The following is a 23787-nucleotide window of genomic DNA, read 5'->3' as shown; positions in this document are numbered from 1 at the left end:
CTCGTGTTCATGGATTCCGGGTTGCTCGCTGACGCGAGGCCCCGGAATGACGGCGACCTTGAACGCCCTCACGCGTCGCGCGTGAATGGAAAATGCGTCCGCGGCACGCGCCGGAACGGGAGGCTGGCGAAATCGTACGCCGCGGGGCCCGGCACATCAACGTCGATCATGGTTGGGAAGACGCTGGTGAACGCCGCGCGGAACTGGTTCTTCGCCTTGATGGCAAGAATACCGATGCGGCTGAGATCGATGCCGTGTAGATCGAAGAAACTGGGATCGGTCACGGTCAGGCAGGTCTCCGTGATGATGACCTGAATACCTTCGATGTCGAGAACGGCCGTCTGGCCATAGTCGAACGCAAGGCCATTGCAGAACGGGCCGGTATTGACGATCCGCCCGTCTGTCAGGCGCGTGACGCGTGCGCGCGCCGTGACGGGAGCACCGAAGTCACGTGTCAGCCGCCCGCCCAGCGCAACCTCGATCTCTCCGCCGATACCCGCCTCAACCGCCTTGGCGACGGTCACGGGATCCCAGAAAAACGCCATCACCGTCGGCACGTCGGGCCGGGCGTCGAGCACGGCGCGGAGCAGGCCGGGGGTGTCCGCATTGGCGCCGGCGCCAGGATAATCCGCGGAATCGATCACGGCGACAGGACCTTGGCCCTGCCGCGCGATGCCGAGTGCGCGCGCCATTCCGGTCGCGGCCGTCGGCATGGCAATGAACAGGCGATTACGGATCCGCCGAAGCTCACCGAGCGTGGCACGGACCGCCCGCTCCGCCGCCGCGCCATCCCCATCGGCATAGGCGACGACCGAGGCGCCGGCATGCGCCCGATCACCATAGGCATAACCCTGGTAGATCGTCAGATCGAGGAGGCCCGCGCCCTCCGCGAACCCTCTGGCGAAAGCCGCGGCTTCAGCCATGGGACCGTCAGTGGTGCGCGCATTGATGCTCGGCAAGAGCGCATTCATCGGCCGTACCACACCCACGGGATGAATTTTGCCGGCTACACGCTTGAGGAGCAAGGACAGGCACTTCTGCGCCGTCTCGGCCATGTCCGTATGAGGGTGGCATTTGTAGCCGACGACGATATCGCACAGGTCGATCTGCGGCTGCGTGATGTTGGCATGGAGGTCATAGGTTGCGCCGAGGGGCGTGTCACCGATGATCTCGCGCACGCGGATGAGAAGGTCGTGGTCGGCGTGGTCGATGCCCTCGACCTGCATGGCACCGTGCTGGCCGAGATAGACCGCATCCCAACGGCCGGATCCATCGGGCGGACCCTCTGCCAGCCCGGAAAGCAGCTCCGCGAGAAGCTCCTCGTAAGTGTCGCGCGTGACTTCCCCGGAAGGCGTGGCGAAGGTGCAGCGCAGATAAGTAGGACGCCATTCGGGATGAGTTTCGAAGAAAGCAACCGCCCCGCCGATCTCGGTGTTGCTGCCGCGATAGAACGATACCGCCTCCTCGCCTTTCGCCCATTCAAAATTCTTGAAGTCGTCCAGCGTCGCCTTGATGCTGGCGAAACTGTTTCCTTCGTGCCCCAAACGAGCAATGGCGATATTGGGCATGTCCGTAGATCCTCAGCCGTTCCAGCGATAGCGCTCGATCGTGTCTTCATTCAGCGTGATGCCGAGGCCCGGCCCGTCCGGCACCCGGACCAGCCCGTCGACGACGCGCATGGGTTCGACAAGGAGGTCCGTCCGCAGCGGATTATCCGTGGCGTTGAATTCGAGATAGGGTGCGTCCCGCTGCACCGCCAAGACATGCGCAGTCGCAGCGACCAGAATATCCGTGGACCAGCAATGCGGGATCACGCGCGCGCCACGCGCCTCGGCATGGTGAACAATGCGCACCGCCTCCGAGATGCCACCGACACGCGCGACGTCCGGCTGGATGATGCGCAGGCCCCCACGATCCATCAGATCGAGATAAGGATATTGGGTGGTTTCCTTCTCGCCCGTGGCGATCGGCGTCGGCGATTGCGCGACGAGCCGCGCGAAGCCGGAGACGTCATCCGGCGACAGCGGCTCCTCCAGAAAGTAAACCCCAGAGTCCGCGAAGGCCCGGCCGAGATAGAGGGCGTCGTCGAGGGGCATCGGCACGCCGATATCGATCATGAGGTCCATCGCGTCGCCAATCTCCGCGCGGATCGCCGCAACCGCCCTGACATCGGCGCGGGGATCCTGCCCGAGGCCGCCCCAGCCGAACTTCATGGCCTTGAAGCCGGCATCGCGGTGGCGCCGGGCAAGGGCGATGGTATCGCCAAGGTCGGGCTGGGACAGATCGCTTGCATAAGCGGGGACCGCATCACGGCGCGGCCCCCCCAGCAGCCGGTGGATCGGCAGTCCGGAGACCTTCCCCAGCAAATCCCACAGCGCGATGTCAATCCCGCTGATCGCATGCATGAGGGCGCCGCGCCGGCCGTAAGTCGCCGAGTGCTTGTACATCTTGTCCCAGAGGCGGCCGACGTCGCGCGGGTCCTCGCCGATCAGCAGGCTGCGCAACCCCTCCGCGGAGACCGAGCACAACGGCGCATCGAGGATCGCCTTGCTGACGAGCGGATTGGTATGGGCCTCCCCGATGCCGACGAGCCCCTCGTCCGTATGCACCCGGATCAGAAGCACCGACTGGCAACCATCCCCAATGGCGCGCACCACCGGAAGCCTCAGGATGATGCTCTCGACATCCGTTATTTTCACGGTTTTTCCCCACCTGAATCAGCCGGCGTTGGCCGCCGGATTATCGGGTTGCATCGCCATTTCCCGCTCCCAATCGAGATTGGACGAAACAGCAACGCCCGCCTGTGCGAAGTGCCTTCCTCGAAAAGCGCCTCGATGATGTTCGACAAATATACAACTTACATTCTCCGCGCAAGAGGGGCTGGTGCCCAGCCCCGCGCTGCCGCGCGCAAGCCGTCAGCGCGGAATGGGCGCTAGGCCTCTCGCTTTATGCGCGGCTTTTATTTTCCAGAGCTTGCAGACGTAAAAAGCATAGAAGTGCTATCACTTGAAATCTTCAATATTCTGAGGACAGGCGACCTCTATGGCGACCAATTGGATTCTGGTCTATCGACGTATTATGGACGCGATATTTGCGCTTCGTGCTTGTCGAGCTCTGCGGATATCGATTGGGCCGCCTCGATCACCGCTTCTGAATAGAAGGCCATCTTTTCGGCGTTTGAATCAAGCCCTGCGTCAAGGACTAGGCTGAGGCTTGCGACAACCACCGAGCGGCGGAATACGGGCGCCGCGATGCCCAACCGCCCCGACCCCACTTCCGAGGTGGTCACCGAAACCCCCTTCCGACGCACCTCCTTAAGCGTCGTCCGGAAGTCATTCCACGAGGGGCCATCTGCGTGGCGCAATTCCTCCTCATGCCTGAGGTAGAGCGCCTGGAGCGCACGATCCGGCAGGAACGCAAGGATCGCCTTCGCGGGAGCCCCAACGAACAGCGACATCGCGGCCCCACGCTCATAGCTGGCAGGCAGATGCGGCGCGGCCCCGTCGACCTTGTGGACGCTCATGATCCGATCGCGGAAACGGCGACATAGGATGACCGCCGCCGCCTGATTGGCCTTGTCGAGAAGCCCCTGCATCGGCCGATCGGCGATGTGGATGAGCGGATCGCTCTGGCGGATCAATCTGTCGAAATGGATGAAAGCGGGACCAAGCGCATAGCCCGCTCCGGTGACCGGATCGAGGAACTCCGCCTGGCTGAGTTCGCGCACGTTGCGGTAGGCCGTGCGGACCGAGATGCCCATTTCGCGCGCTATGTCCTCGACCGTCAGGACGACGGCATCGCCGTCGAAGAGTTGCAGGATGGCGAGGAGATTGCTCTGCGTCATGGGAAATTCGTCACTTCCGTCTGTGGAGCCTCTTTATGGGCTTTGCAACTAAGACGCAAATCGTCAAAATTGACAATATACGACAATTTTGCTTGATTGCTCCTATGCGACAGCAATAGATTGCGCAGGCGATAAGGGGCCCCGGAGAGGCCCCTGCCACCAGTGATGGGGAATTGACATGAAACTTCTGCAGACACTTGCGACGGGTCTGTTCGCAGCGACAGTCGCTTTTGCTCCGGCAATGGTTCGAGCTCAAGAAAAGCAGGAAGTGCGCGTCGCCATGCTGGCGCCAAGCGCCCTGCTCTGGCTTCACGCGATCGCCAAGGATCAGGGCTTCTACGCGAAGCATGGCATCGAGGTGAAGGAACTCGTCGCCGCGACCAGCCCGGCCCTGCTGCAGGCGGTTTCAAGCGGCAGTGTCGAGGCCGGTGTCGCCGTTGCAGATCTCGCGATGCGCGCCATCGACCAGAACGCGCCGATTGTCATCTCCGGCGCCATCCTTGGACATTCCATCCTGCGCTTCGTCGGCGGCAAGGGCGTTGAGAGCGCCAAGGATCTCGAAGGCAAGCCGGTGACCGCCGGTGGCGTCCAGGGAGGCACCGCCAATCTCCTGCGTTATCTAATGATCGAGGCCGGTGTCGACGGCAAGGGCGCAAAGCTTGTTGCCATGGCGAACTCCAAGGACCGCATCGTCGCCATGCAGAATGGCCAGGTCGCTGGCTCCCTGCTGATTGCTCCATTCGACTCGATGGCACAGCGCGACGGCATGAAAGTTCTTGGGGACTACACGCAAGACTATCTGCAGACGCCCCTGATCCTGAACAAGACTTGGGCCGCCTCCAACCGCAAGGCTGCCGTCGGGCTGACACAAGCAACACGCGACGCCGCCAACTGGATTTATGATCCAGCTAACAAGCAGAAGGCTATCGATATTCTTGCTGCCTACACCAAGGTCGACCCGGCAATCTGCGCCGAATCCTACGCTTTTATTGTCGAGCAGCAGAAGGCTATCGGTCGCGGGCTTGAAGTAACCCCCGACAGCCTGCGCAATCTACTGAAGATCAGTGAGGCCGTGGGAGCCGCCAAGGAAAGCGAAAAGCCGTTCGATCTGAAGAACTATTACGATCCGAGCTTCCTCGCCGGAAACTGAGGCCTGCCCATGCGCGGCCCCCGGTCCGCGCATGCCCTCGCCGGAATGGACATGATGAACCAGGAACGTATTCCCGTAAATCTGCTGACAGGTTTCCTTGGCAGCGGAAAGACAACCCTATTGAACTCGTGGCTACGGGATCCAGCCTTTGCCGATGTTGCCGTCATCGTCAACGAATTCGGCGAGATCGGTATTGACCATACTCTGATTGCCGCGAGTAACGACAACACCATCGAACTCAGCACGGGGTGCCTGTGCTGCTCGGTGTCCGGCGATCTCGTGACGACCTTGCGTGAATTGAATGAAAAACGTGCACGCGGCGAGATCCGTCCGTTCACGAGGGTCTTCATTGAGACCACCGGCGTGGCTGACCCGGTCCCGGTCATCCAGTCGCTCATGACTTTCCCAGTCGCCGGCCGCTACGTGCTCAACCGGATCATCACGGTGGTAGACGCCCTGCATGGGCAGCGCACCATCACGGATTTCGAAGAAGCCGCGCGTCAGGTTGTCGTCGCCGACGACATCATCCTGTCGAAGACAGATCTTGCGGCAGTGCCCGATGAGCTGATGGCGCTCCTGAAGGCGCGCAATCCTTCAGCGCGCGTTCTGCTGTCGTCTTCCGCCGCGCCGGTGATGCCGACACAATTGCTGGAACCCGGGGCGTTCAACCCCCAGGCGGAAGTCAGGGACATGGATGCCTGGCTCGTGGCTTCGGGCCTCGCCCCCGCCGATCTCGATGAGAATTCGCGCCCAAGCGCGCCCCATCGGCATCACGCGCACGACCACCATCATCATGACCATGCCCAGGCCGATCACGGCCATGGGCGAGCCCACACCCATGAACATTCGCACCACCATCATGGCAGCGACTTCACGACCTTCACGCTGACCTTCAATGAGCCGCTCGCCTGGGAGCACGTGGCACATTGGCTGGACGCGCTGGTCATCGCCCATGGTGACGACCTCCTCCGGGTGAAGGGTATCCTCGACATCGAGGGCCAGGACAAACCGGTCGTCGTCCAATCCGTGCAGCGCCTCTTCCACCCGCCGTTCCAGCTGCCAAGCTGGCCCGCAAGCGGGGCATCCTCACGCATCGTCTTCATCACGCGAGGCCTCACGCGCGACTACGTCTCCCGCGTCCTCGCGACCATCTCAAGCCGGCAGGAGCCTGCGCGGCGCGCAGGTTGAAAACGCCTGCTTCCCAGAAAAGGAAACCTCATGGACACCCTAGTGAAGAATGGACTCGTCGTGACGCCGGAAGGCCGTTTCGAAGGCTCCATCGCCGTCACCGACGGCCGGATCAGCGGCATCTTCAAGGGGAACGTCGCGCCTGAGGCGAACGGTGCGGAGATCATCGACGCAAAAGGCCTCGCGGTGTTCCCCGGCGTCATCGACATGCATTCGCACCATCGCCAGGGCAGCCTCCCGGGTTTCGAGTACAAGGACACGATCTATACCTCGACACTCCAATGCGCGGCCGGTGGCGTCACCACCTCCGTGGCGATGCCCAACGTCAACCCGCCCCCGAACACGTTGAAGCTGCTGAAGGACCAACTGGCCATCTATGAGACGGATGCCGTGGTCGACTGGAATTTCAATCCGGCGCCAACGATCCTGGAAGAGGTCGCCGGCCTAGCCGAACAGGACATCGCCGCCTTCAAGTTCTTCATGGTGGTCGATACCGGCCGCGACTATCCGCATATGCCCGGCATCGGCGTGCACGACCACGGCAAGATCCTCGAGATCATGCAGGCCTGCGCCCGGGAAGGCGTCCCCTTGATGGTGCATCCGCATGACCAGGCTCTCATGGATGTCATCGAGCAGGAATACTGGGCGCGCGGGGAGCGTGACGCGTTGGCCTATGCCAAGGCCTACGCCGCCTATGATGGCGTGATCTGGGAAACGGCCATCGCGACGCTCCTGCGCCTGCAGCGGGCCGCCGGCTGCCATCTCCATATCCTCCACACCCAGACAGCCGGTAGTGTGGACCTGATCCGCAAGGCCAAGGCGGCCGGGCAGAAGGTGACCTGCGAAATCAATCCGTGGGCGCTTTTTCTCGGTTGCGACTGGTCGTCCATCCAACGGCTCGGCTCCTATGCGCTCTCCTATTGGGTCCCGGAGAAGAATGTGCCGGGCCTCTGGGAAGGGCTGAACGACGGCACCATCGACATCATCGCCACCGACCACGCGCCCCATATGCGCGAGGAGAAGGAAATCGGCTGGACAGATGGCTGGAAGGCCCATACCGGCACGCCATCCGCACAGTTTTACCTCAGCATGTTCCTCACGGCCGCCCGTGACGGGAAGATCGCGCTCGAACGCGTCGCGGAAGCCACCTCCCAGACGCCCGCGCGGCTCTTCGGGCTCAAGGACAAGGGTCATATCGCGGAAGGCTACCACGCCGATCTCGTCTTGGTCGATCTCGAGACCGAATATGAAGTGCGTGACGAGGATGTGCTCAGCCTCTGCGGCTGGAGCCCCTATGCTGGTCGCAAACTCGTCGGCAAGCCTGTACGCACGATCCTCCGGGGCAAGACCATCTACCAGGACGGCAAGGTGGTTGGCGAAAAGGGCTTCGGTCGCCAGGCGAAGGCGCAGCACGCGGCCCGCACCGCATGAGCATGGTCGCGATGACGCCGCACGACCAGCCGGTTACGGTCGCGCAGCACGTGGCAGACTGGATGGCGGGGCTCACGGCCGCTGGCATTCCTGCGGCGGCGCGGGCGACAGCGCGCCGCTCGCTGATCGACGTCGTCGGCGTCATCCACGCCGGCCTGGGCATGCCGCTCGCGCGGCTCGTTCGCGAGGAGGTATTGGATGAGGCAGCGCCAGGACCGTCCCGTATCTTCGGCACAAGGCGTCGCGTAGCCCCCATCGCGGCAGCGCGGGCCAACGCGACCGCCGCGCATGTGCTGGACTTCGACGCCAATTTCAATCGCGGCATGGTTTTCGGGCCGGCCGCATTGTTCCCCGCTTTGTTTGCTCTCGCCGAAAGCGAGAGCGCCTCGGGTGAGCGCTTCCTCGCGGCCTTTGCGATCGGCACAGAGATCGTCAGGACGCTCGCCGAGAGCCTGTCCGACATTCCCTATCGCAAGGATCGCGACAGCCTGTTCTACAAGGGCTGGTTCAACACGGGCGTTCTCGGCCCTGTCGGCGTCGCCGGCGCGGCGGCGTGGCTGTTGGGCCTTCCGCGCGAGGAAACGGCGCAGGCGCTAGCGATCGCCGCCGTGCAGGCCTGCGGTCTGCGGATCGGCGTTGGTTCGGACATGAAGCCGTTGTTGTGCGCGCGCGCCAGTGAAACCGGGCTGAGAGCCGCCTTGCTGGCGCGCAAAGGCGTACAGGCGCCACTTGACGCCTTCGAAGGGCCACGCGGCTTCATTCGGGTCATCAATGCGGGCAGTTGGACCGACGAGGCTTTTGCCGGGCTCGGTAGCTTCCAGGATGCCGGCGCCTCCTACAAACTTTATCCCGCCTGCTCGTCCGTGCAGGCGGCAGCCGAGGCGCTCGTGCGGATTCTGGCGGATCATGCTTTGTCGGCGCAGGACGTCACGGCCGTGCGGTGCGAGGTCACGCCGCATATCGCCGCCAATCTCGCTTTTGAAAATCCCCAGAATGTGACCCAGGCGCAATTCTCTTTGTCCTATGCCCTGGGTTGCATCCTGCATCGGGGCGACTTCGTGGCGGCCGATCTAAATGCGGATGATCTCGTCAATCCCGCGATTCGGGCAGAGATGGCGAAGATCACCATGCAAAGCGGCCTCACCTTCGCGAGCGAGGCGGAGGCACGCGATGCCGCCGAGGCGACCCGCATCACCGTGACCCGTCGCGACGGTAAGCAATTCTGCGCGCAGCAGAACGCCTCGACAGGCAAGCCGATCAATCCGATCAGCGACGCGCTTCTCGACAAGAAGTTTTTCGCCAACATGGCGGAAGTTCTGCCCGTCCCGCTTGCAAAGGATCTTCTGGGGCGGATTCGGGCTCTCGAAAGCCTTGAGGACATACGCCTTCTGTTTCCGGATGAGGAGCGACGGCCATGAAGGTGGCTGTTCTCGGCGCCGGAGCGATGGGCCTGACGGCGGCCGCCGTCCTCGCCTCCCGCGGTCACGAACCCATTCTCTGGTCCCCTTCCGGCGCTTCGACCCACGGCCTGACAACCGTCACCGCAACGGGCGCGCTCACGGGTGAATGGGCTATCGCGGTTGCCTCGGACCCGTCAGAAGCGGTGGCAGGCGCCGATGCCGTCCTCCTGGTGGTGGATGCCGCGGGCCACCGGCCGGTGATGGATCAAGTCGCCCCCGTCCTGCGACAGGGCGTGCCTTTCATCATCAGTGCGGCGCATTCGCTGAGCGCGCTCTACCTGGCGCGGCTCCTCGAAGCGCGCGGTGTGGTGGTGCCGATCGTCTCGTGGAACACGAGCCCAGGCACCGCCCATCGCGAGGCAATCGGACATGTGGATATTCGCACCGTCCGCGCGCGCATCGAGGCGGCCGTCATGCCCACGGAGGCGGCACCGGAGGCACTTGCACTCTGCCGCGCCCTGCTCCCCGCGCAGTTTGAAGAACGCACCGACGCGCTCGCCATCGCCCTGCTTTCAAATTGCAACCCCGTGTTTCATGTGCCGGTTTGTCTTCTCAATGCCAGCCGCATCGAGCATAGGGAGACGTGGGCGCCCTATCACCAGACGACGCCGGCGGTCGGCCGGCTGATGGAAGCGCTTGATGGCGAGCGCCTCGCCATCGCCTCGGCTTTCGGTATCGAGATCCACAGCGTCAACGAGCATTTCCACCGGTCGTTCCGGGTGCCGCTCGGCAGCATGGCTGAGATGAACGCGACGCTCCACGCAAACGGCCGCGGCCCGCGCGGGCCCATGTCCATGGCGCATCGCTATCTCAGTCAGGACATTCCATACGGCATCGTCTTTGCTTCCCGCATTGCACATCTCGCCGGGGTGGCCTCGCCCGTGCACGACGCGGTGATCGCGATCGCCGACGTCATGCTGGGGAAGGATTGCTCGCAGGACAACAACCTTCTGCCAGTGCTGGGGCTCGAAAAACTGACACCACAGGGCCTTCTGCAACTCGCCACGGACGGTTTCCGTGATCGCCCGCAAAGCTCCGGCCAGCGAAGCTCCGGTCCGGCGTCTCTCGACCCGCAAGTCTCCCGATAGGACAACAGCCATGACGGCTTGGCAAAAAAGCTACGATTTTCTGCAGGGAGATTCCCGTTCGGCCGGGTTTGTCCGGATCATGCTCTCGGTTATCGTCGTGCTGCTTTTCTGGCAGCTCCTGACCTCGACCGTCGTAACGAACCGTCTGCTGCTCGTGCCGCCCGCCGAAGTTTTCGCGGCCCTCTTCACGGAGACGAAGAGCGGGGCTGTCTGGACAAACGGCGCGGCGACCGGCCTCGCCCTTCTGATCTCGTTCCCGGTCGCGGTTTTGGTCGGCGTGGCCGGGGGTCTGATGCTCGCCTCCAATCGGCTTGTTTCACTCACCGCCGGGCCTATGCTGATGGCGCTCTATTCGGTGCCTGTCGTTGCCTTGGCCCCGCTGTTCATCGCCTGGCTCGGCCTCGGCTTCGCGTCAAAATTCGTGCTGGTGACGCTCGTGGCGGTCTTTCCTGTGCTCGTGACAACGGAGGTCGGTCTCCGCGCCACGGATAAGGGTCTGATCGATGCCGCGAAATCCTTCAATGCCAATGGATGGCAGATCTTTACGACCGTGACGCTGCCCTATGCCCTTCCCTACGTGGTCAGCGGTATTCGCGTCGCCTGGGCGCGCGCCCTCGTCGGTATCGTTGTCGCCGAGTTCTTCGGCTCCTTCGCCGGCTTCGGCTTCGCAATCCTGGCGGCAGGACAGACGTTCGATACCGCGACGCTCCTGGCCTACGTCATCCTGCTCGGCGCCATGGGCGTCATCGGCAGCCTCCTGTTTGAGACGATCGAGCGCCGCATGGCGCCCTGGCGGCACGAGTGAGGCTGGCGGTCCCCACCGTCCTCTCCCGTTGCCCCTGAATGCGGAGCCAACCATGTCCGAAACACCCTCGCTCACCATTGAAGGCGTCTCAAAGGTCTTTGAGCGCCCCGGCCGCCCCACCGTAGAAGCGTTACGCGACATCAATCTCAGCCTCGGCAAGGGGGAGTTCGTCTCGATCGTCGGCGCGAGCGGCAGCGGCAAGTCCACCCTGCTGCGCATTATCGACGGGCTCATGCCACCGAGCGCCGGCCGCATCGCTGTCGGCGGTAAGACGGTCACCCGGCCGGGCAAGGACCGGGCGATGGTCTTCCAACACGATTCGCTCCTGCCCTGGAAGACCGTCATCGACAATGTGGGCTATGGCCTTGCCATTGGCGGCATGTCGCGCAAGGAGCGCGATGAGATCGCGCGCTATTTCATCAAGGTCTCGGGCCTTTCCGGTTTCGAGAATCACTATCCCCATCAGTTGTCAGGCGGCATGCGTCAGCGCGTGAACGTCGCGCGCGCGCTTGCTGTGAGCCCGGACATCCTGCTCCTGGACGAGCCCTTTGCGGCATTGGACGCGCAGACCCGCGAAATCATGCAGACCGAGCTGCTCAACATCTGGGAGCGGGAGAGGAAGACGGTCGTGTTGATCACCCACCAGATCGATGAGGCCGTTTTTCTTTCAGACCGCGTCATCGTGTTCAGCGCCCGGCCCGGTCAGATCCGCGAGGAAATCGCCATCGATCTGCAGCGCCCACGCGACCTGGAGGTCAAGCGCAGCAGCGCCTTCGTCGGGTACGTCGACCATATATGGAAGCTCATCGAGCAGGAGGTCCGCGCTGGCATGCAGCTCAGCTGAGCTCGGGCTGGGCGCTTAAAACTACCTATCTATGGGCTTGATCGGCACCGGCCGGTAGAGTACCAATCACGAGCCTGGAGTGCCCCACATCCTATTCCTGGGGGGCGCTTTCGGTAGAAGCGCCGTATTTTCAAAGGCGTTTTAGGCGGGCGTAGTTCAATGGTAGAACGGCAGCTTCCCAAGCTGCATACGAGGGTTCGATTCCCTTCGCCCGCTCCAGATTTTCCTCGTCAGATCGCATCAAGCATTCGCCATCGGCGCAACGCGCCTCGATAGGCCTTCGCCCGCGCATTCCATGGATGCGCCAGCGAAACGGTACGTTCCGCCGGCGAGCCGGCGACTTGCGGACATCAGCTGGTGTAACGGGTCGATAATTCAATCCGACGGTGGTGGACGACGCCCTCTCCCCTGGTCTCTATCGGTGCGTGACGCTCGAAGCTTCATCGAGCGAGAGTGCTTCGGGTCGGGTCACAGTGCCGCAACCGATGGGCGGGTCATTTCCCTCCCAGCATTGGCATGCTAGGCCGATATCGCATCAAACATGGGTGGACCGTTCTGAGCAGGCAGAGGCAACGGCGTGGCGGCGGCTGGAGTGCGATGATCGCGCTCGGCATGGCCTATCTCGTCGCCGCGCAAATGCTGCTCATGGGCATGATGGTGGGCATGCAGGCGACGGCCATGCCCGCCGGCCCCGCCACCATCCTCTGCACCCCTAGCGGGGAGCGACCCTCCTCTCCGCCTGACCGCACGCATCTTCCGGCCTGTTGCATGCCTGGATGCAGCATGCTGGGGCAGGGCATGGCGCCGCCGCCTGCTCTTCCGGCCACAGGCTCCCCTCCCCATGCGATAGACACTTCCTATGCATGGGTCCAGGACGCCCCGCCGCATGCGCATCCGCGCGTGACAGGCAGAGCGCGCGCACCGCCCCGCCAGGCCTGAAATCCAATTCTTGACCGGGGCGGCGATCAGGCTCGAGCCGGTCCCGCCCACCTTTCAGTCCTGGCCCGCTACACGCAGGGCCCACGAATCCAATGGAAACTTCTCCTATGTTGAAGTCTCTCGTCCGCCAAACCGTCCGTGCTGCAGCCGCGCTGGCTTTGGCCGCTCCGCTCATCGCCGCAGCCGCCCAATCTGCCGCCATTGCCCATGAGTTCAAGCTGGGGAACCTGCAGATCAAACATCCGTGGTCCCGTGCCACGCCGCCTGGGGCCAAGGTGGCGGGGGGCTATTTCGTCATCGTCAATACCGGCGATACCGCCGACCGTCTGGTCTCCGCGACAGCCGAAATAGCTGGCCGCGCGGAGATCCATGAGATGAGCGAGAAGGACGGCGTGATGACGATGCGCGAGTTGCCAAACGGCATCGAGATCCCCGCAAAAGGCGAGGTGGCCTTCAAGCCCGGTTCCTATCACATGATGTTTCTCAACCTGCAGAAAGCGCCGAAGGAGGGTGAACCCTTCGCCGGAACATTGACCTTCGAAAAGGCCGGCACCGTTTCCGTATCTTTCGTGGTGGAAGCGATCGGCGCCTCACCCGCAGACAAGGGCGGCCACCAACACTGACACATGTAAGCAGAGCGGGTGGAGAGGGCTGCTCTCTCCTCCCGTTGTCAATTCGCGCGCCGGCCGCGGACCGCTCACGCCGAGATCTGCGGCCCTTCAGACGCGACACTCCGCAAGAAGGAGCGTGTGTAGCGCGCGCCGGGGATGGGCGCGTCGAACAGGTCCCGGGCGTGGAAGCCTGCCGTATTGTTCATGAGAAAGAGACGGCGCTGCCGCTGCGGCAACACGATGCGACGGGCGTCACATGCGATGGATCGCTTCATGCGCTGAATGAGGCTACTGTCGAAGTCGCCATCGTCGTCCACGGGCCCCAAGAGATCCCCGTTCATGAACACTGCGCGCTGATGTTCGTCGGCATCCCGCCAGAAAACAGGCGCTTCGATGATACGAGCTGCAGCCTTCTCGACGTGGTCCAGCGCGCCCGCGTACACGATTGGCGTCGCAGCGAAGCGATAAGTCCTGTTCCAGCCCAGCACGCCCGCCCATTCATCAAATTGCGGCCAGTCGGCAAATGGAACCCAGTAGAAGCAACCCGGCTTGTTATAGGCTATAACGATGTTGTAAAGCCCAATGTAACGCGGCACGTAAACAGCGGAATTCTTCAGCATTCCATCCGTATGGAACCCCAATTTCTCCGTAGGAGCGTAGAACTTGACGCCAGCCTTTTGCAGTGCCGCTTCATTGTCCTGCGATGCCGTGTAGATTGTGAAGGGTGTCCCGTTGCGCGGGTCGAGCAGAGGCATCATGAAGGCCGAAACGATGGCGGATGCAACGATGCTCCCCATCAATGCGTCGGCAGTTGAATCTGCGACGATCCCCTGCGGCACATCGACACCGACAATCCCGCAGGTAGCATCATCAAGTCGCTCGCGGATGAACTGGAGGTTATCTTCCAGCAATCCTTCGATGAGGAATGTATAATCTGAGAAAAAGGCGGAGCCCCGCAACAGTGCTAGAGTAGCAGGGCACCGCCCTTCACTTTGCAGTATCTTGATGAAGTCGGCGCAGCCATCCAGAGGCAGGCGAACGATCGCCCCCTCCCGACACTCCCCTCTTCTGTGACCATTGCTCGCCAAAAAAGCCTCCACTCGTCAGGCCATGTGTCATGTCACGCATCAGCCGATTGACCTGGCTGGCCGCCCCGATCAAGGCTGTCTTATGACTGAGTGGTGCTCTCGCTCGGCCCGTCCGAGCATTCAGGCGACTGCAGACACATGTCGATGTTGCCCACGATCGCATCGAGGTCGAACGTCACGTTAACATCCTCGTTCATCGAAGTTTCCTTTTGCTAGCCCTACTGACAACCGGACTTCGCCAAATCTCCGGATGCAAAGTCCGGACAACAAAATATTCGCTCCATTCCGGCAATCAATAATAAAACTTCGGAATCGTATATCAAATTCAGCATCAAACTATAGATACAATTTATACGCAAATTATTCATTTGACGGAATTCATTCTTCCGTTGTAGTCACAACTGAGATCTTCGCGGAAAATCCTGGATAGATTCTCCAGATGAAATGGCCCGATGATCTGAATACAATTCAAATCAAGGTTTAGCATTGCGATGGGAAGGGCAGATTCGTCTTCTGAGATCAAACGCTTCCGCGCGATGACGTGCGGAGCAATCAGCTCATCGGGCCCAAGCCCGAGCGAACTCGCATGATCGACGATTAAGACATGCACACTCAGGACAACGACACCTTCCATTCACGTCCCGGCACTGCAAATCGCGGTGTTGGATGGGCTTTCAACTGCTATGTTCTGTTTTCTTTTCTCGTTATGTACCTCATTGGTACAGGGCTTATCGTTGTGTCCTGGGTGGCGACGGAGCATGGATCCGTTGCGCTCGTGGGACAGCTTTACTTCACTGGCGGTTTTGTCAGTATAACTCTTTCCGCTATCGGCGGGGTGCTCGTCGATCGCCACAGCCGCCGCACCATGATCCTGCGCAGCCAGGGCCTTCGGATCGTCGCCGCCAGCATCCTTCTCGCTGGTCTTCAGGACAAGGCTTGGCTGACTTTTTGCCTCTTCAGCTTCACCATTCTCAGCGCGGCCGGCCCCGCCCTGAGTGTCGGCGCCATGGGCGGCGTTTTTCAGTCCTTCTTTCCCTCCGACAAGCGTATGAACATCGTGTTGCGCCTATCCATTGTCGGACAGGTCGGCTTCATATTCGGCACAGGCACTACAGGCACCATATTGCACATCTGGGGAGAGACGGCCTGCGTGCTCGTATTTATTGTGTTATCTATCGCACTGCTATTCCTTGGTGAATATTTCACCCGCGGGATGTCACTTCCACCAGAACGGAAACAAACACGTTTCTCTGATGACTGGCGCGATGGGCTTAAATACGCCCTCGACTCGCCGCAGATTAGCCTTCCCATCATCGGAGTTTCTCTTCTTTTCTCTGTTGCCCAGATGACCAATACGCTCGTGCCAGGCTTTGTACGGGAGACGCTGCATGCCGGCAGCGACGTATTTGGGTTGCTTGAGGCCGCCTGGTCGACCGGCGGCGGTTTCGTTCTGCTCATGTCGGCGAGCCTGCAGCGGCGCACCTGGAGGAGCGGGATCGAATTCCTGCTTCTCGCGCTTCTCGGCGCAGCGATGATCGGATTCGCCCTGTCGCAGTGGGTGCCGCTTTCGTTCGTCCTCTATGCGGTGATGGGCGGTCTGTTCTGCCTGTCCCGGTCGTTGTGCAACGGTCGTTTGCTGACATTGACCGATCCGGCGCATATCGGCCGCACACAGGCTCTGAGCTCGATGCTCACGAGCACGATGGGCATGGCCATGTATATGCTCCCCACTTTGGTGAGGATCGACGACATCGGCTTCTATTACAAGGTATGGGGCATCACCATCATCATACTCGGGCTCTTGCTCGCCGCCCTGTCGCTGTCCTCTCGCGCGCAAGCTCACGCGGGCACCGTGCACAGCGCACAACAGAAGAGCACAAGCCCAACCGTATGAGTGCCACTAAAGCGGCCGGTGCTCACATGGGCGGCTTGCAGCTTTATCGCTTTCCGAGGTTCGGATTATTTGGATGCCGGCCACACGTCGGCTCGATGCGCCCACGTGCCTACCGCGGCTATTTCGGCGCCAGGAACTTGCCGATCGCGTCGATATCGCGCGTGCGCGCCGCAATGATGCCAGCCTGGCACGCCGGGTACTGGATGGCGCGGCCTTCCGAACCCCAATCGCCATTCGCATAGAAGGCGCAAGCCTTGTCCTTGAAGGCGATCCAGGCTCGTTGCTCATCGAGCAGGTCTGTCTTGGTCTGGCCGTCAGCCTGCGCGAAGACGCGCTTCCAGGCCGCGTTGAGCTTGCCGTCCTCACGCTTCATCCATTCGCCGCCACAGGCGCTGAACGTCATTGTGGTCGCGTTCGCCTGGTTCATGCAACGATCATAGGCCTCGTCCGCCAATGCCGACGGGACACCTAGGCCGAGGCCGAGCTTCAGCGCAAGCAGGATCACAAGGGGCTTGTTCATCGCCATTTCGCATTCCTCTACCGTCAGACGCGCCGGTATAGAACGATTGCCGCGATGTATGAAGCGCCTATGCAATGCACGGCTCAAGCGCCAGCGCATCGCAAACATATTCCGTTGAATTTTTCGGCCGGTATCAGGCTTCGCCGGTGTGCCGCGGCATCGCCTTACGGTCCTTGCGACGGACCCGCACGATGAGCTCTACGCCGACGAGGTCCATCCCTTCCGGCGCGGCCGGCGGAGGTCCGGCAAGCGCGCTGGCCGAAATCACCCCATCCGGAATATCGACCAGTGTCTGGTCGTCCTCGATGAAATAATGGTGGTGCACCGAGACGTTGGTGTCGAAATAGCTCTTGGTCCCATCGACAGCCAGTTGCCGCAGAAGGCCCGCTTCGGTGAATTGATGAAGCGTGTTGTAGACCGTGGCGAGGGACACAGCCGCCTTCGCGCGCGTGGCCTCTGTGTAAAGAAGCTCCGCCGTCACATGACGATGCCCCTTGGAGAAGAGGAGCCAGCCCAGCATCAGGCGTTGACGCGTCGGCCGAAGGCCGGCTGCGCGGAGAATTTCCCGCACGTCGTGGAAGCCACAACCGGTTTTCACAGGCGCCATCGGGCTCTCAAGCAGAGCGGCCAATTCGGAATGCACGGGAACGCCGCGCGCTGTGGAAAGGCGTAGATGATCTGACATTTTGAATTCCTCGACTACACCTATAAGCGAGTCATTCGCAAATGCAATATGATTCAGTCACAAAATGGCATGAAATACCGCAAGTCGAATGCAGCATTTTTCAGTTTGTAATTATTTTAAATTGAGAAAAAGGAAGATCTCGCGAGATCTTCTGAAAAACATCAAACGGTTCTTGCGCCGTGGATCATGTGGCGCGGGGGGATATAGAGCATTCCCACACGTCCCGAACAACGATAACGCGTTATAATGCGCCCCCGACCCTCCTATCAGGCGTTTTCCTCAGGGCCACGCTCACGTGTGGCACGGGTTACCATCAGACCCGCGACCGCGTGACATGCACCAGGACCTCGTGCCTGGAAGCGGCGTTGCAGCGAGCTATCGCGGCATATCCGGCACCGGCCATTATCGGCACACATCAAGCCATTGCTGGATCTGCGCCGCGAGATCCTGGACATGATGCTCCGGGGTGAGCGAAAACTGGCGCAGCAGATAGGCCAGGGCCGCGAGAACCACGGCAATCAGAACGAAGCTGACGATCGAGAGCCGTTCCTGCCGATATGTAGCGGCAAAAGCCGCGAGGCAGAACCCGCCCAGAAGAAACCCAGCCAGTACCTCCGAGCGCGTATGGTAGCCAAGCCGCACCCGACTCCAGGCGATCAGAAGAATGAGCAGCGCGCCACCGAAAGCAAATACCCCCTTGGTGATGCGCGAGCGGCCGCCCGCAAGGCTGATCGCCAGTCCACCATAAACAATGATGCTGAGCGCCACATGCCCGCTCGGGCTACGGATGCGATCGCCTGTCAGCATGTCGCCGCAGACATGAAAGGCCAGTTTGGCAAGGCCGGTCAGTCCCATGCCGGCGATCAGGAGGATGCACCACTGGAGCGCTAGGCGGCGGTGACCGCCCAACCAGCAGAACAACGTGATGACGACGCCGACGGGTAACAGGATTCCCACATCGCCCAATCCCGTCACCCGGTGCAGCATATCTATAGCAATCCATCTTCTTCAGCTCGCACGCACCCTAAAGCGTGCGCCTCAAAAATGAGCCTGATTTCTCTAAGAAAGGATCGCACATTGTTGTCAGCGCAGACCGAGCCCCTCCAGCAGTGGGCTTGGCAGGGCCACGCGCTTCATTGATCCGCCTCCACTGGAGCGCGTCGCCCGCAAGGCATCGCGACGGAAAAGACGCAGGCGGCCAAGCCGAGCACGCCGACTGACGTGATCAGAAGGCGTTCCGATAAGAATGAGGGTGAAACACCGTCATGGCCATAATCTTGATATCAAGCCACAGCGACCAGTTGTCGATGTAATAGAGATCGAACTCGACCCGCTTTTCCATCTTTGAGTCGGTGTCGGTTTGGCCACGATAGCCGTTCACCTGGGCCCAGCCGGTGATTCCCGGCTTCATGTTATGACGGCGGGCATAGGATCCGATCTTCGCTTCATATTCCCGATCATGAGCCAGCGCATGCGGACGCGGCCCGACGATCGACATCTGCCCGCGCAAGACATTGAAAAGCTGCGGTAGCTCATCGAGGTTCCAGCGGCGCAGGAGACGGCCGACGCGCGTCACGCGCGGATCGTTTCGCGTCGCCTGATGGACAACGTCGCCGTCATCCTGTGTCGTCATGGTGCGGAACTTATAGATGTGAAACTCCTTCTGGTTGAAGCCGAAGCGCCGCTGGACGAACAGCGCCGGGCCCCTGGAGTCCAGCCGCACGAGCACGGCCACGAAGAGCATGAGCGGCGACAGCATGATGAGAGCGAGGCTCGCGACGACGATATCGAAGCTGCGCTTGAGAATGACCTCGTAAGGCGCCAGCGGCGGACGCGCGAGCTGGAGGCTGGAGAGCGGACCACGCTGCACCAGACTCACATCCTCGAAGCGCTCGAGGATCCGTTCCGGGCTGAGGTGAATCTCAGCCGGTATCTTGGAGAAAGCCTTGACCGTCTCGTCAATGGTCGCGAGGTCCGACCAGGGGAGCGCGATGAACACCGAGTCGGAGTTCAGGCGCCGCGCGCTTTCAACCGCATATCGCAAGTTGGCGGCGCTATCGTGCTCGGCCTCCCCCGAGCGCGGCCCGATGATCGCGGTGCCAACGACCTTCACGCCGAATTCAGCCGGCCTGTAGCGCTTGAGGAAAGCCGCGATATCGCTCTGGCCGCCAACCACATAAAGGCGCTGCCCGGCGATCAGCCCGCGGTTGTTGGCGGCGGACACCAGAGTGACCATCCCATAGCGGCCAACGAGGAGCGCGAGCGGGCAAACGGCGTAGAGGAGGAGAAACGCGCCCCGGGAGTAATTTTCGGAAGTCTTCAGGAGGAAAAGAAGCAGCACGACAGACAGAAACGCCAGCGTCCATAGGCGCATCACGCTTGTGAAATGCGAGCCGAACGAGAGATAGCGCGTGTGATTGTATGCGCCCGAGAGCACGCCAAAAGCGACGAACAGCACCGCCGTTGCGAGGCCAGCATTGAGGAACAGCGCCAAAGGGCCGGAATCGCCATAGGCGATCCAATGGTAGACCACTCCAGTCAGCCACGACGCGCCGACGATCACCGCAACGTCCCCCGCGAACGCGGCCGCGGAAAACACGTTTCGCGAGAGGGTCGTGCCCTCGCTGGGAAAATCAGCCTGCGTCGAAATGATGTCTGTCTTGGACATACCGCTGCCCCTAACGAAGTCGTCGGGACAAGATCTTGTCTCTTATTGAAACAATAACCGTCCTCTGCCGTGTGAATTGCAGATGGCGTGCCAACGATAGCCGCTTGTGCATGCGGGCAGTCGCGGCTCTGATTTCTTTTATTTTTCCGTGATTGGTCGGGGATAAAACGCTTCCGCGCTGGACGGGAATCGTTAATGAATCCTGACGTCCTGCATCCAGGGGAATTATCCGGGATCGCGACACGGCTTTTACGCCGATACGGCGCGAGACACGGCGCCGGACTGCGTCAGCGACGTGCTCCATCGCCATTCGAGCGTTGAAGGCTGCTTCCCCACAAGCTAAGAGACGAAGGGGCCGGGGGAGGACAGGGTCATTGCACTCCATGTCCGCCCTCCGATGGGAGCGATGGATCAGTCAGCAGCTCAGATATCGATCGGCGTCATCATCGGCGGATTCGCTGGGGGTGGCGCGCAACGGGACGCTGTGCTTCTGTCGAATGCGCTGGCGCGGCTGGGCGCAAAGGTGACGGTCATCGTGCTGCGCAGCGAGGGGCCGCTTCTCGCGCTTCTCGAGCCGAACATCACGGTTCTCGCTCTCGCCCCGCGGTTGCGGTTGTCTATCCAACGGCTGCGGCGGGCCTTTCGCGATGCACGGCTCGACATCGTGCTGAGCTCAGAAGCCAGCCTCAACATTGCCTGCGTGCTGGCCGGCCGCTCCCTCTCACGCCGGCACCGCCCTGCGGTCATCCTGCGTGAGGTCGGCGTCCCCTCGGCCGGTATCAAGAACGATCCCTATATCCAGAACAGGCTCGCCTATCGGATGGCGCGGTTCTACCGCCTAGCCGACCATGTCATCACGCTGACCGAGGGCGCGCGCCGGGATCTCATCGATCTGTTCGGCGTGCCCGAAGCCATGATCTCGGTGCTCCACACCAAACCGGTCATCACACCGGATGTCGCGGCGGCCCTCACCGCCGCCGCGCCGACATCTCGGCGGCAAGCCGGACGTATCGTGACCGTAGGACGGCTTTCCGCGGAGAAGGGCCATCGCGATTTGATCCACGCCATGGCCTTCATGCCGCAGAATATCAACTGGCAGCTGTTCATCGTCGGTGAAGGGCGGGAGCGGCCTCAGCTGGAGCGACTCGCGGCCCGTCTCGGCCTCGGCGATCGCATCACCTTTGTTGGTTATGCGGAGGATCCTTTCGCGTGGCTTCAGGGCGCGGAGCTTGCTGTATCGAGCTCACTCTATGAGGGTTTCGGCAATTCGCTGGTCGAGGCGCTGGCTTGCGGCACGCCGGTGGTTGCGATCGACTGCCCTTACGGTCCCCGTGAAATCCTCGACCATGGCCTCTACGGAAGGCTGGTGCCAACCCGAGAGCCACGCGACCTCGCGGCCGCCATCGCGGGCGAACTCGGGCGGCACGTCAACCGCGATACGTTGCGGCAACGCGGGCTCCAGCACAGGACAGATCGTTCTGCGGAGGAGTTTTTAGGGATAGCCGAGCCAATCGGAGCATTGGCCCGGCGCATCCGCCTCACCACCGCGTAAAACTGACGTGACGCGAATTTTCCATTATGCGCTAATCATGGGCTTGTCTTATTGAGCGTGCCGCGTCCATGAGTTGATTGGCCGTTTTGCCATTCACATCCAAGAGATGGATCTGCCGCCCCTTGCCGATTGCCAGCCTGCGCCATGCGTCATTTCTAATCGAGGTTCACTCCGGCGAGCAGTTGGCGGAAATCGCTTGGCCGTCGGTGGGCGACGGCGGGGTGTTCGATTTTCATGCCTTTCAGGCCCGCGAATTCCTCGAACTGTGGATCGACACCATCGGCGTGGCACGCGGCTCGCAGGGGTTGCTCGTCACTATCAGCGATGATGACGGCCCCGTTTGCCGTTTTGCCTTTGCGCGAGAAATACGCTGGGGAACGCGGATCCTGCGGTTCATGGACGGCGGGGTCGCCGATTACGGCGCTCCGGTGATCCGCCGCGGCTATCGATTCGAGGCCGATACCTTCCGCGGTCTGTGGCGCGCTGCAGTCGGCGCCTTGCCGCGCGTTGATGCGCTAGACCTGCGCAAGATCGCGCCCACCGTCCTCGGAACCCCGAACCCGCTGATGCATCTCGAAATTCAGGCGAGCGACGATCGCGGCTCCTACATCGCGCCAGGCCCGGATCTCGATGCCTATATCAGGGATCCCGCGCGTCTTGGACAGGCGCGGCAGGCCGAAAGCAAGCTCATGAAGCTGCAACGCCAGAACAGGGTTGCGATGGATTTCAATCCGCCTGGCGCCGCGCTTCCGGCCATTCTCGATTTCACCCTCCGCCACAAAAGCGCGCAGTACATCAGCACGATCGGCCTTGACGTGTTGGATCTGCCCGGCCAGCGGGCGTTCTTCACGCAGCTGGCGGAGCGGCCCGAGGCGAAGGCTCTGAGGACCGTGGCGGCCGCCTCTATCGACGGGCAGCTCGCGGCGACACATCTCGGCTACCGCCGCGGCAATCACCTCTACTATATCTTGCCAAGCCTTGACCGAGCCCGGTTTGGCAAGACGTCCATAGGCTCGGTGCTTCTGCTGGAAGTGCTGCGGCATCTCGCTGGTTCCGACGGCGCCGTGATCGATCTCGGCTGTGGCACTGAACGCTGGAAGGATGCGTGGATGACCGGGTCATTCCCGTTGTTCACGTTGCTTACGCCGCGGACTGCTCTGGGTCTCGCGTATTGCGCGGGATTTCGGCTCCGCGAACGGCTGCGCACGCGAGGCACTGCCGGCCGGAAAGCCAATGACGAGGGAGCCAGCGGCCGATGAAGCCGGCGGACATCATCGCGGGCCTGTCCAGCAAGGCGGGCCGCCATCTCAATACGCAGCCGCTCACAATGCGCAGCCGGCAGCCGCTGGTCAGCTTCACCTTCGACGACATCCCCGATTCGGCCGCGCAGAAGGGTGCGGATGTTCTCGACGCCCATGGCATCAAGGGCACCTTCTATGTCGCCGCCGGCCTTCTGGGTACCCGAGATACGTTCTGGAAGCTGGCCACGGCCGACGACATCCGGTGTCTGCACGAAAGAGGGCACGAAATCGGCTGCCATACCCACGATCATAGAAAGGTCGATGAGCTCAGTGCGGCAGAGCTCGCGGCGCAGTGCGATGCCAATCACGCAGCGCTGAGCGCCATCTGCGGTCCAATCGACCTGCCGAATTTCGCTTACCCGTTCGGGCGGCAGTCGCTGCCTCGGAAGCTCGACCTGCAGCGCCGCTTCATGAGTTGCCGCAGCGTCTATGAAGGGGTGAATGCCGGCCGCATCGACCGTGCGATGCTCCGGGTGACCGAACTCTACGATCGGACGCTCACCCGAGAAAAACTGACGCGAACTCTTGATGCCGCTGCCGCGCAAAGCGGCTGGGTCATCTTCTACACCCATGACGTCACCGAGACCCCGAGCTGGATCGGTGCCTCGCCTGGGCTCATGGTGGACGTAATCAAGGCCGTCACCGCGCGCGGCTTTGCCTGTGTGACGGTGAAAGAAGCCCTCGCGCGGATGGGCCTCCCGTAGCTCGATCCACGCAAA

Annotated in this window: 21 protein-coding genes and 1 tRNA gene; 14 read left to right on the top strand and 8 right to left on the bottom strand. The window is 61.8% G+C overall.

What is annotated here, in order from left to right; translation table 11 throughout:
* Nucleotides 1-68 precede the first annotated feature (68 nt).
* The 3 genes from KIO76_RS08700 to KIO76_RS08690 form a co-directional block, all read right to left on the bottom strand.
* The gene (locus KIO76_RS08700; protein WP_213322670.1) at nt 69-1568 is read right to left on the bottom strand and encodes a M81 family metallopeptidase; all 1500 of its coding nucleotides are present in this window, start codon (nt 1566-1568) and stop codon (nt 69-71) included.
* A 12-nt stretch (nt 1569-1580) separates the two neighbouring features.
* Nucleotides 1581-2699 carry a mandelate racemase/muconate lactonizing enzyme family protein gene (locus tag KIO76_RS08695; RefSeq protein ID WP_213322669.1) on the bottom strand — a complete coding sequence of 373 codons (1119 nt, stop codon included), beginning with the start codon at nt 2697-2699 and terminating at the stop codon, nt 1581-1583.
* Nucleotides 2700-3076: 377 nt separating this feature from the next.
* Entirely contained in the window at nt 3077-3844 is a 768-nt protein-coding gene (locus KIO76_RS08690; RefSeq protein ID WP_213322668.1) for an IclR family transcriptional regulator, read from the bottom strand.
* A 178-nt stretch (nt 3845-4022) separates the two neighbouring features.
* Here KIO76_RS08690 and KIO76_RS08685 point away from each other — a divergent pair, with 178 nt between their 5' ends.
* The 10 genes from KIO76_RS08685 to KIO76_RS08640 all read left to right on the top strand — a co-directional run bounded on the left by KIO76_RS08685 (nt 4023) and on the right by KIO76_RS08640 (nt 13372).
* On the top strand, nt 4023-4994 hold the full coding sequence (locus tag KIO76_RS08685) for an ABC transporter substrate-binding protein (RefSeq protein WP_213322667.1): 972 nt from the start codon (nt 4023-4025) through the stop codon (nt 4992-4994).
* Nucleotides 4995-5045: 51 nt separating this feature from the next.
* Nucleotides 5046-6182, top strand: a complete 1137-nt coding sequence (locus KIO76_RS08680; protein WP_213322666.1) for a CobW family GTP-binding protein — start codon at nt 5046-5048, stop codon at nt 6180-6182.
* A gap of 30 nt (nt 6183-6212) precedes the next feature.
* Nucleotides 6213-7613, top strand: coding sequence for a dihydroorotase (locus tag KIO76_RS08675; protein WP_213322664.1), 1401 nt, complete (start codon nt 6213-6215; stop codon nt 7611-7613).
* Nucleotides 7610-9031, top strand: coding sequence for an MmgE/PrpD family protein (locus KIO76_RS08670; RefSeq protein WP_213322663.1), 1422 nt, complete (start codon nt 7610-7612; stop codon nt 9029-9031). The genes KIO76_RS08675 and KIO76_RS08670 overlap by 4 nt, the downstream gene beginning before the upstream one ends.
* Nucleotides 9028-10161, top strand: a complete 1134-nt coding sequence (locus KIO76_RS08665; protein ID WP_213322661.1) for an NAD/NADP-dependent octopine/nopaline dehydrogenase family protein — start codon at nt 9028-9030, stop codon at nt 10159-10161. Before KIO76_RS08670 ends, KIO76_RS08665 begins: the two co-directional genes overlap by 4 nt.
* A gap of 10 nt (nt 10162-10171) precedes the next feature.
* Nucleotides 10172-10966: an ABC transporter permease gene (locus KIO76_RS08660; protein ID WP_213322659.1), complete on the top strand. Its 795-nt coding sequence runs from the start codon at nt 10172-10174 to the stop codon at nt 10964-10966.
* 52 nt (nt 10967-11018) lie between these two features.
* On the top strand, nt 11019-11810 hold the full coding sequence (locus KIO76_RS08655) for an ABC transporter ATP-binding protein (RefSeq protein WP_213322657.1): 792 nt from the start codon (nt 11019-11021) through the stop codon (nt 11808-11810).
* A gap of 145 nt (nt 11811-11955) precedes the next feature.
* A tRNA-Gly gene (locus KIO76_RS08650) sits at nt 11956-12029 on the top strand.
* Between the two features lie 378 nt (nt 12030-12407).
* Nucleotides 12408-12749 (top strand): DUF2946 family protein, encoded by a 342-nt coding sequence (locus tag KIO76_RS08645; protein WP_213322655.1) that lies wholly within the window; start codon nt 12408-12410, stop codon nt 12747-12749.
* Between the two features lie 107 nt (nt 12750-12856).
* Nucleotides 12857-13372, top strand: a complete 516-nt coding sequence (locus KIO76_RS08640) for a copper chaperone PCu(A)C (protein ID WP_249729541.1) — start codon at nt 12857-12859, stop codon at nt 13370-13372.
* A 74-nt stretch (nt 13373-13446) separates the two neighbouring features.
* Here KIO76_RS08640 and KIO76_RS08635 read toward each other — a convergent pair whose 3' ends face one another.
* Nucleotides 13447-14460: a hypothetical protein gene (locus KIO76_RS08635; protein WP_213322651.1), complete on the bottom strand. Its 1014-nt coding sequence runs from the start codon at nt 14458-14460 to the stop codon at nt 13447-13449.
* 592 nt (nt 14461-15052) lie between these two features.
* Between KIO76_RS08635 and KIO76_RS08630 the strand changes: the two genes are divergently transcribed.
* A complete protein-coding gene (locus KIO76_RS08630) occupies nt 15053-16342 on the top strand; it encodes an MFS transporter (RefSeq protein WP_213322649.1) in 1290 nt (429 codons plus the stop codon).
* A 118-nt stretch (nt 16343-16460) separates the two neighbouring features.
* Here the strand turns inward: KIO76_RS08630 and KIO76_RS08625 are convergent, their stop codons facing one another.
* The 4 genes from KIO76_RS08625 to KIO76_RS08610 form a co-directional block, all read right to left on the bottom strand.
* Nucleotides 16461-16862: a lysozyme inhibitor LprI family protein gene (locus KIO76_RS08625; protein WP_213322647.1), complete on the bottom strand. Its 402-nt coding sequence runs from the start codon at nt 16860-16862 to the stop codon at nt 16461-16463.
* 133 nt (nt 16863-16995) lie between these two features.
* Nucleotides 16996-17547 (bottom strand): iron response transcriptional regulator IrrA, encoded by a 552-nt coding sequence (gene irrA, locus KIO76_RS08620; RefSeq protein WP_502761843.1) that lies wholly within the window; start codon nt 17545-17547, stop codon nt 16996-16998.
* Nucleotides 17548-17949: 402 nt separating this feature from the next.
* On the bottom strand, nt 17950-18534 hold the full coding sequence (locus KIO76_RS08615) for a phosphatase PAP2 family protein (protein ID WP_213322645.1): 585 nt from the start codon (nt 18532-18534) through the stop codon (nt 17950-17952).
* Between the two features lie 238 nt (nt 18535-18772).
* The gene (locus KIO76_RS08610) at nt 18773-20215 is read right to left on the bottom strand and encodes an undecaprenyl-phosphate glucose phosphotransferase (RefSeq protein ID WP_213322643.1); all 1443 of its coding nucleotides are present in this window, start codon (nt 20213-20215) and stop codon (nt 18773-18775) included.
* A 406-nt stretch (nt 20216-20621) separates the two neighbouring features.
* Between KIO76_RS08610 and KIO76_RS08605 the strand changes: the two genes are divergently transcribed.
* The 3 genes from KIO76_RS08605 to KIO76_RS08595 all read left to right on the top strand — a co-directional run bounded on the left by KIO76_RS08605 (nt 20622) and on the right by KIO76_RS08595 (nt 23772).
* Nucleotides 20622-21767, top strand: a complete 1146-nt coding sequence (locus KIO76_RS08605; protein ID WP_213322642.1) for a glycosyltransferase — start codon at nt 20622-20624, stop codon at nt 21765-21767.
* Nucleotides 21768-21889: 122 nt separating this feature from the next.
* Nucleotides 21890-23026, top strand: a complete 1137-nt coding sequence (locus tag KIO76_RS08600) for a GNAT family N-acetyltransferase (RefSeq protein ID WP_213322641.1) — start codon at nt 21890-21892, stop codon at nt 23024-23026.
* The gene (locus tag KIO76_RS08595) at nt 23023-23772 is read left to right on the top strand and encodes a polysaccharide deacetylase family protein (RefSeq protein ID WP_213322640.1); all 750 of its coding nucleotides are present in this window, start codon (nt 23023-23025) and stop codon (nt 23770-23772) included. Before KIO76_RS08600 ends, KIO76_RS08595 begins: the two co-directional genes overlap by 4 nt.
* Nucleotides 23773-23787 lie beyond the last annotated feature (15 nt).

The sequence above is a fragment of the Chelatococcus sp. YT9 genome, assembly GCF_018398315.1.
Classification (GTDB): domain Bacteria; phylum Pseudomonadota; class Alphaproteobacteria; order Rhizobiales; family Beijerinckiaceae; genus Chelatococcus.
Note: the sequence above shows the minus strand (reverse complement) of the source record. Positions and strands in the feature narration are given on the sequence as shown.